The sequence below is a fragment of the Methylibium sp. genome (assembly GCF_013817365.1).
Lineage (GTDB): Bacteria > Pseudomonadota > Gammaproteobacteria > Burkholderiales > Burkholderiaceae_C > Methylibium.
In genome coordinates this window covers 1-5,765 of record NZ_JACDCU010000274.1, presented here as the reverse complement: position 1 = coordinate 5,765, position 5,765 = coordinate 1, and the positions used below count along the sequence as shown (strand labels likewise).

Here is a 5,765-nt window from a genome sequence, read left to right as displayed (position 1 = left end):
GCGCAGTCGGCCCTGCGGGCCGACCGCCGCACCGGCGCGCCGCCGCACACCCGCCCACGGCTTTGCTCCCGCCGAGCGCTCGCACGGCTATCAGCCAAAGGCCCGCAATGGACCGATTGCCGACCAATGCGGGGCTGGATCGATCACAGCGTTCTTTAGCCGATCGAACGCGACTTGGTATCAGGGCACCAGCAGCCGGTTCACACCCGCGACATCCTGCTCATCCAGCACGCCCGCCGCCTGGCGCAGCCGCAAACTGTTGACGATGGCGTCGTAGCGCGCGCGCTGCAGATCGCGCCGGGTGGTGAAGAGCTGGGTCTGTGCGTTGAGCACGTCGAGGTTGACGCGCACGCCGACCTTGTAGCCGAGCTGCGTGGCCTCCAGGGCGAGCTGGTTGGAGGCCTCGGCGGCTTCGAGCGCGCGCACCATCGCCTCGCCCGATTGCACGGCGAAAAAGGCCTGCCGCGTCGTCTGGTCCACGCTGCGGCGGGTGGCCTGCAGCTGGTTGAGCGAACTCTCCTCGAGGGCGAGCGTTTCCTTGACGCGGTTCTGAATCGAGTAGCCGGCGAAGAGCGGCAAGTTGAGCTGCAAGCCGATCTGGGCCTGGGTGCTGGTGCCTTCCAGGGTGGTGGCGCGCCGCGCCGAGGTGCGGCTCGTGCCGACGCCGCCGATCAGGTCGACCGTGGGCAGATGCCCGGCGCGCGCGCGCTCTGTTTCGAGTTGCGCCACGTCGTAGGCGAGGCGAGCCTGGCGCACGGCCGGCGAATCTTCGGCCTCCGCCACCCATTGCTCAAGCGGGCGCGGCTCGAGCGTTGTCAGCCGCACGGGCACCTGCAGTGGGCGCGGCTCGATGTCGGCACGGCCGAACAGCTGGTCGAGCGCGATGCGCGTGTTGCGCAGGGTGTTCTCGGCCACGATCTCCTGCGCCACCGCCAGGTCGAAACGCGCCTGCGCCTCGCGGGTGTCAGTGATGGTGGCGGTGCCGACTTCGAAATTGCGCTTGGCCGAGGCGAGCTGTTCGGCGATCGCCGTCTTGTTGGCGCGGGTGGTTTCCAGCGCGTCCTGCGCGGCCAGCACGTCGAAGTACGCCTGGGTCACGCGCAGGATCAGCTCCTGTTCGGCGGCCTCCAGTTCGGACATCGAGGCGACGAATACCCGCTCGGCCTGGTTGATGACGGCGTCGTTGGTGCGGTTGAAGAGCGGCTGAAGTGCCGATATCTGCGCGCTGCCGTCGTTGCCCGAGCTGCGGCCGATCACCGGAGTGTCGGTCTCGCTGCGCGTGGCACTGGCCGAGAGATTGGCGCTGGGCCGATTCAGTGCCTTGATCTGTTCGTACCGGTACTGCGCCGAGTCGGCCTGCGCACGTGCGGCCAAGTAGGTGGCGTCGTAGCCGCGCGCTGCTTCGTAGAGCTGCGCGAGGCTTTGCGCCTGCAAGCTGCTGCAGGCCATGAGCAAGCCGGCGGCAAGGGCAAGCAGCCCCCGGCGCGGCGCCGTGCGCCGACGACTCAAAGGCTTGCGGCGTCGCACGGGGCACTGGGACATGAAGCTTTCCTTTGCTGCTTTGGATCGGGTGGAATGGTGCCGCCGACGGAGCGGCTCGGCGCACAGGCGCAGGCTGTGCGCGCGCTCAGAACGTGAACTTCGACGGTTCCGCGAAGCCGTCGAGCCGAGGTGCCACGGTGTCGAAGAGTTCGACCGAATGGAAGGCCGCCGCCGCGCTGCGCGTGTAAAGCATCGCCCGCATGATCGGCTGCTGACCGACGATGGCCGCGAGCCGGCCGCCCGGCGCCAGCTGCATCAGCAGCGACTTCGGCACGGCGGCGACCGAGCCCGACAGCAGGATCACGTCGAACGGTGCCTCGCCGGGCAAACCCTGCGCGCCGTCGGCCGTGCGCACTTCGGCGTTGTGCACGCCGGCGCGCCCCAGGTTGTGTGCGGCCAGTTCGGCGAGCGCCGGGCGGATTTCCAGGCTGAGCACCTGCCTGGCCTGATGCGCCAGCAGGGCGGCCATGTGGCCGGAGCCGGCACCGATCTCCAGTGCGCGCTCGTGCTTGCGCACGGCGAGCTCCTGCAGCAGCCGTGCTTCGAGTTTGGGGGCGAGCATCTGCTGGCCTTCGGGCAGCGGAAGCTCCATGTCCATGAAGGCCAGCGCGCGGTGTTCTTCCAGCACGAAGTCTTCGCGCTTGACGATTGCCAGCAGCGACAGTACCGACGCATCGAGCACGTCCCAGGGGCGGATCTGCTGCTCGATCATGTTGAAGCGGGCTTGTTCGACGTTCATGGAAGCAGCGAACGAAATCGGCGCGGGAGCAATGGGCGCAAGGTGAGGGTTCTCGGCAGTTTTCATGGGGAGATGGATTCTATTTCGCCCCCTCGGGCCGGCCCGCGCCGGCGTCGCCGCGCCCAGGCGGCCAGATCGTCGAGGTAGCAATAGATCACGGGAACGACCACCAGCGTGAGCAGCGATGAGGTGATCACGCCGCCGATCACGGCCTGGCCCATCGGGGCGCGCTGCTCCGAGCCTTCGGTGATGGCCAGGGCCAGGGGCAGCATGCCGAAGATCATCGCCAGCGTCGTCATGAGGATCGGACGCAGCCGCACGCGGGCGGCGTGCAGCAGGGCGTCTTCGCGGTTCATGGGCGCCTCGCCGGGCGAGCCCGCGCGCGAGCGGATGGCGAAGTCGACCAGCAGGATCGCGTTCTTGGTCACCAACCCCATCAGCATGACGATGCCGATGATGCTGAACATGTTGAGCGTGGAGCCGAAGGCCAGCAGCGCCAGCACCACGCCGATGAGGGTGAGTGGCAGCGAGCTCATCAGCGCCAGCGGCTGCAGGAAGCTCCTGAACTGGCTGGCCAGGATCATGTAGATGAACACCACCGCCAGCCCCAACGCGCCGATGGCGTAGCTGAACGATTCGTTCATGTTCTTGGTCGAGCCGCCGAAGCTGTAGCGGTAGCCGGGCGGGAAGGGCGTGGTCTCGAGCACGCGGCGGATGTCGGCCGAGACGTCGCCCGCGCTGCGACCGAGGGCGTTCGCGTCGATGTTGATCTCGCGGTTGAGGTCGCGGCGGTTGATCTGGTTGGGGCCGGTGGAGGGCCGCACGTCGGCCACCTGCGCGAGCCGCACGATGCGCGGCGAGCCGTCGGACGACGCACTCACCGCCAGCGGCAGCCGGGAAATGTCGGCGAGCTGCGTGCGGCTCTCAGGCGCGAGGCGCACGTTGACGTCGTAGTTCTCGCCATCGGGCGCGCGCCAGTTGCCGACCGTCGTGCCGGCCAACAGGGTGCGCAGGCTGGCGGCCAAAGAATCGACGTTGAGGCCGGCGTCGGCCGCGGCGTCGCGCTTCACGTCGATGGCCACGGTGGGCTTGTTCGGTTTGAGCGTGGTGTCCAGATCGACGAGGCCGGGAATGTCGCGCAGCCGCGCCATGATGAGCTGCGAAAGCCGTTCCAGCTCGCCCAGATCGTCACCCTGGATCGAGAACTGCAGGCTCTTGCCCCCACCCATGTCGGTGACGCCGAGGTTGGTGACGGTGATGCCCGGAATGCTCGCGAGCCGCTCGCGCAGCACGGTGCCGATCTCGTCCACGCCTCGTTCGCGCTGCGCGCGATCGACCAGCCGCACATAGACCGAGCCGTAGATCGGGCCCAGCGCCTGGCCGCTGTTGATGGTGGTGACGGTGTGCCGCACCTCGGGCAGTTCGCGCAGCACCGCGTCGACCTGGCGGGCGCGCTGCTCGGTGAGTTCGAGCGAGGAACCGACGGGGGTGTGGAAGTTGATCTGCGTCTCGGAGAAGTCGGCCTTGGGCACGAACTCGGCGCCGAGCAGCGGCACGATGAAAAAGCTCGCAAGGAAGGTCGCAAGCGCGATGGCGAGGGTGGCCAGCTTGTGAACCAGCGACCAGCGCAGGATGGACTGGTAGCGATCGCCCAGCCAGTCGGTGAAGCGCTCGAACTGACCCGTGACGCGGCCCAGCGTGCGGTCGTACAGCGTCACCGGCTTGTCGCGGTGCGCGCCGGGCTGCCGCTCGGCCTGCGGGTCGTGCCACACGCTGGAGAGCATCGGGTCGAGCGTGAAGCTGACGAACATGGAGATCAGCACGGCGGCCACGATGGTGATGCCGAACTCGTGGAAGAACTTGCCGACGATGCCGCCCATGAAGCCGATCGGCAGGAACACCGCAACGATGGACAGCGTGGTGGCCAGCACCGCCAGCCCGATCTCCTGCGTGCCGTCGAGCGCCGCCCGGCGCGCGCCCTTGCCCATCTGCACATGGCGCACGATGTTCTCGCGCACGACGATGGCGTCGTCGATCAGCAGGCCTACGCACAGGCTCAGCGCCATCATGGTGATGGTGTTGATGGTGAAGCCGAAGGCGTGCATGACGCCGAAGCTGCCGATCAGCGCGATCGGCAACGTGAGACCCGTGATGACGGTGGAGCGCCAGGAGTTGAGGAACAGGAACACGATGCCGATGGTGAGCAGCGCACCTTCGATCAGCGTGCGCTTGACGTTGGCGACCGAGGTTCGGATGGAGCGCGAGTTGTCGCGGTTGATCTCCGTGCGCACGCCCGGCGGCGTCACGTCCGCAGCCCCTGCCAGCGCGATCTTCAGGCCGTCGACCACGGCGATGGTGTTCTCGCCCTGCGACTTCTGCACCGACAGCAGCACCGTGCGCTGGCCGTTGTAGAGCGCCAGCGTCTCCAGCTCCTGCGGGCCATCGACCACGTCGGCGAGCTGCCACAGCCGGATTGGCGCGCCGCCCGTCTCGCCGCCGCCCGCGCCCGGCAGCGCGGCCCGGCGCGCGACGACGATGTCGCGGAAGTCCTGCGGCGTCTTCAGCCGTGCGTTGATCTGCACCACGCGCTCCTGCTCGCGCGAGCGGATGGCGCCGAGCGGCAGTTCCTGGTTCTCGCTTTTCACGGCGGCGAGCACCTGCGCAACGCTGATGCCGTAGGTCTCTAGCGCGGCCGGTTTCAAGTAAACGTTGATCTCCCGCTCGCGCCCCCCGATCACCGACACCGCACCCACGCCGCGCACGTTTTCCAGCCGCTTTTGCAGCACTTGCGTGGCCCACGTGGTGAGCTCCTGCGTGCTGTGGCGGCCGTCGTCCGACAGCACCGCGACGTTGAAGATCGGCTGGCTGGCCGGGTCGAAGCGGGCGATGCGCGGCTCCTCCACCTCGTCGCGCAGGAGCGGGCGGATCAGCGCGACCTTCTCGCGAACGTCTTCCGCGGCTTGGCGGCCGTCGATGTCGAGGTTGAACTCCACGATGACGATCGCGCTGCCTTCATAGGAGCGCGAATGCAGCGCGTTGATGCCGGCGACGGTGTTGACCGCCTCCTCGATCTTTCGGGTGACTTCGCTCTCGACGATTTCGGGCGAGGCGCCGGGGTATTCGATCTGCACCACCACGGTCGGAAAATCGATGTCGGGAAACTGATCGACGGCCAAGCGCTGGTAGCTGAACAGGCCCAGCACCACGAAGGCCAGCATGACCATCGTGGCCATGACCGGGTTGCCGATCGAAAGGCGGGTGAACCACATGGCGTTGCGTGTTCCGCTCACATCGAGCGGCCGCTGCTCCGGTATTTGACGAGTGGCTCGCTCTCCCGCTTATAGGAGAGGGTCGGGAATCGGCCCGTTGCGGAGGTTCGGCTGACGGTCGTGCGAACGCTCGGCGCGGGCAAAGCCGTGGGCGGGTGTGCGGCGGCGCGCCGGTGCGGCAGTCGCCGCTGCGCGGCGACTGCGCTGTGCTGCTC

The 5,765-nt window shown here is 68.0% G+C and carries 3 protein-coding genes; all 3 read right to left on the bottom strand.

Features of this window, described 5'->3' with window-relative positions; all coding sequences use genetic code 11:
* Positions 1-180: 180 nt before the first annotated feature.
* Entirely contained in the window at positions 181-1,542 is a 1,362-nt protein-coding gene (locus H0W38_RS15360; RefSeq protein WP_292455598.1) for a TolC family outer membrane protein, read from the bottom strand.
* Positions 1,543-1,627: 85 nt separating this feature from the next.
* The gene (locus tag H0W38_RS15355; protein WP_292455597.1) at positions 1,628-2,281 is read right to left on the bottom strand and encodes a protein-L-isoaspartate O-methyltransferase; all 654 of its coding nucleotides are present in this window, start codon (positions 2,279-2,281) and stop codon (positions 1,628-1,630) included.
* Positions 2,282-2,343: 62 nt separating this feature from the next.
* Positions 2,344-5,550 (bottom strand): efflux RND transporter permease subunit, encoded by a 3,207-nt coding sequence (locus tag H0W38_RS15350; RefSeq protein ID WP_292455595.1) that lies wholly within the window; start codon positions 5,548-5,550, stop codon positions 2,344-2,346.
* Between the last annotated feature and the right edge of the window lie 215 nt (positions 5,551-5,765).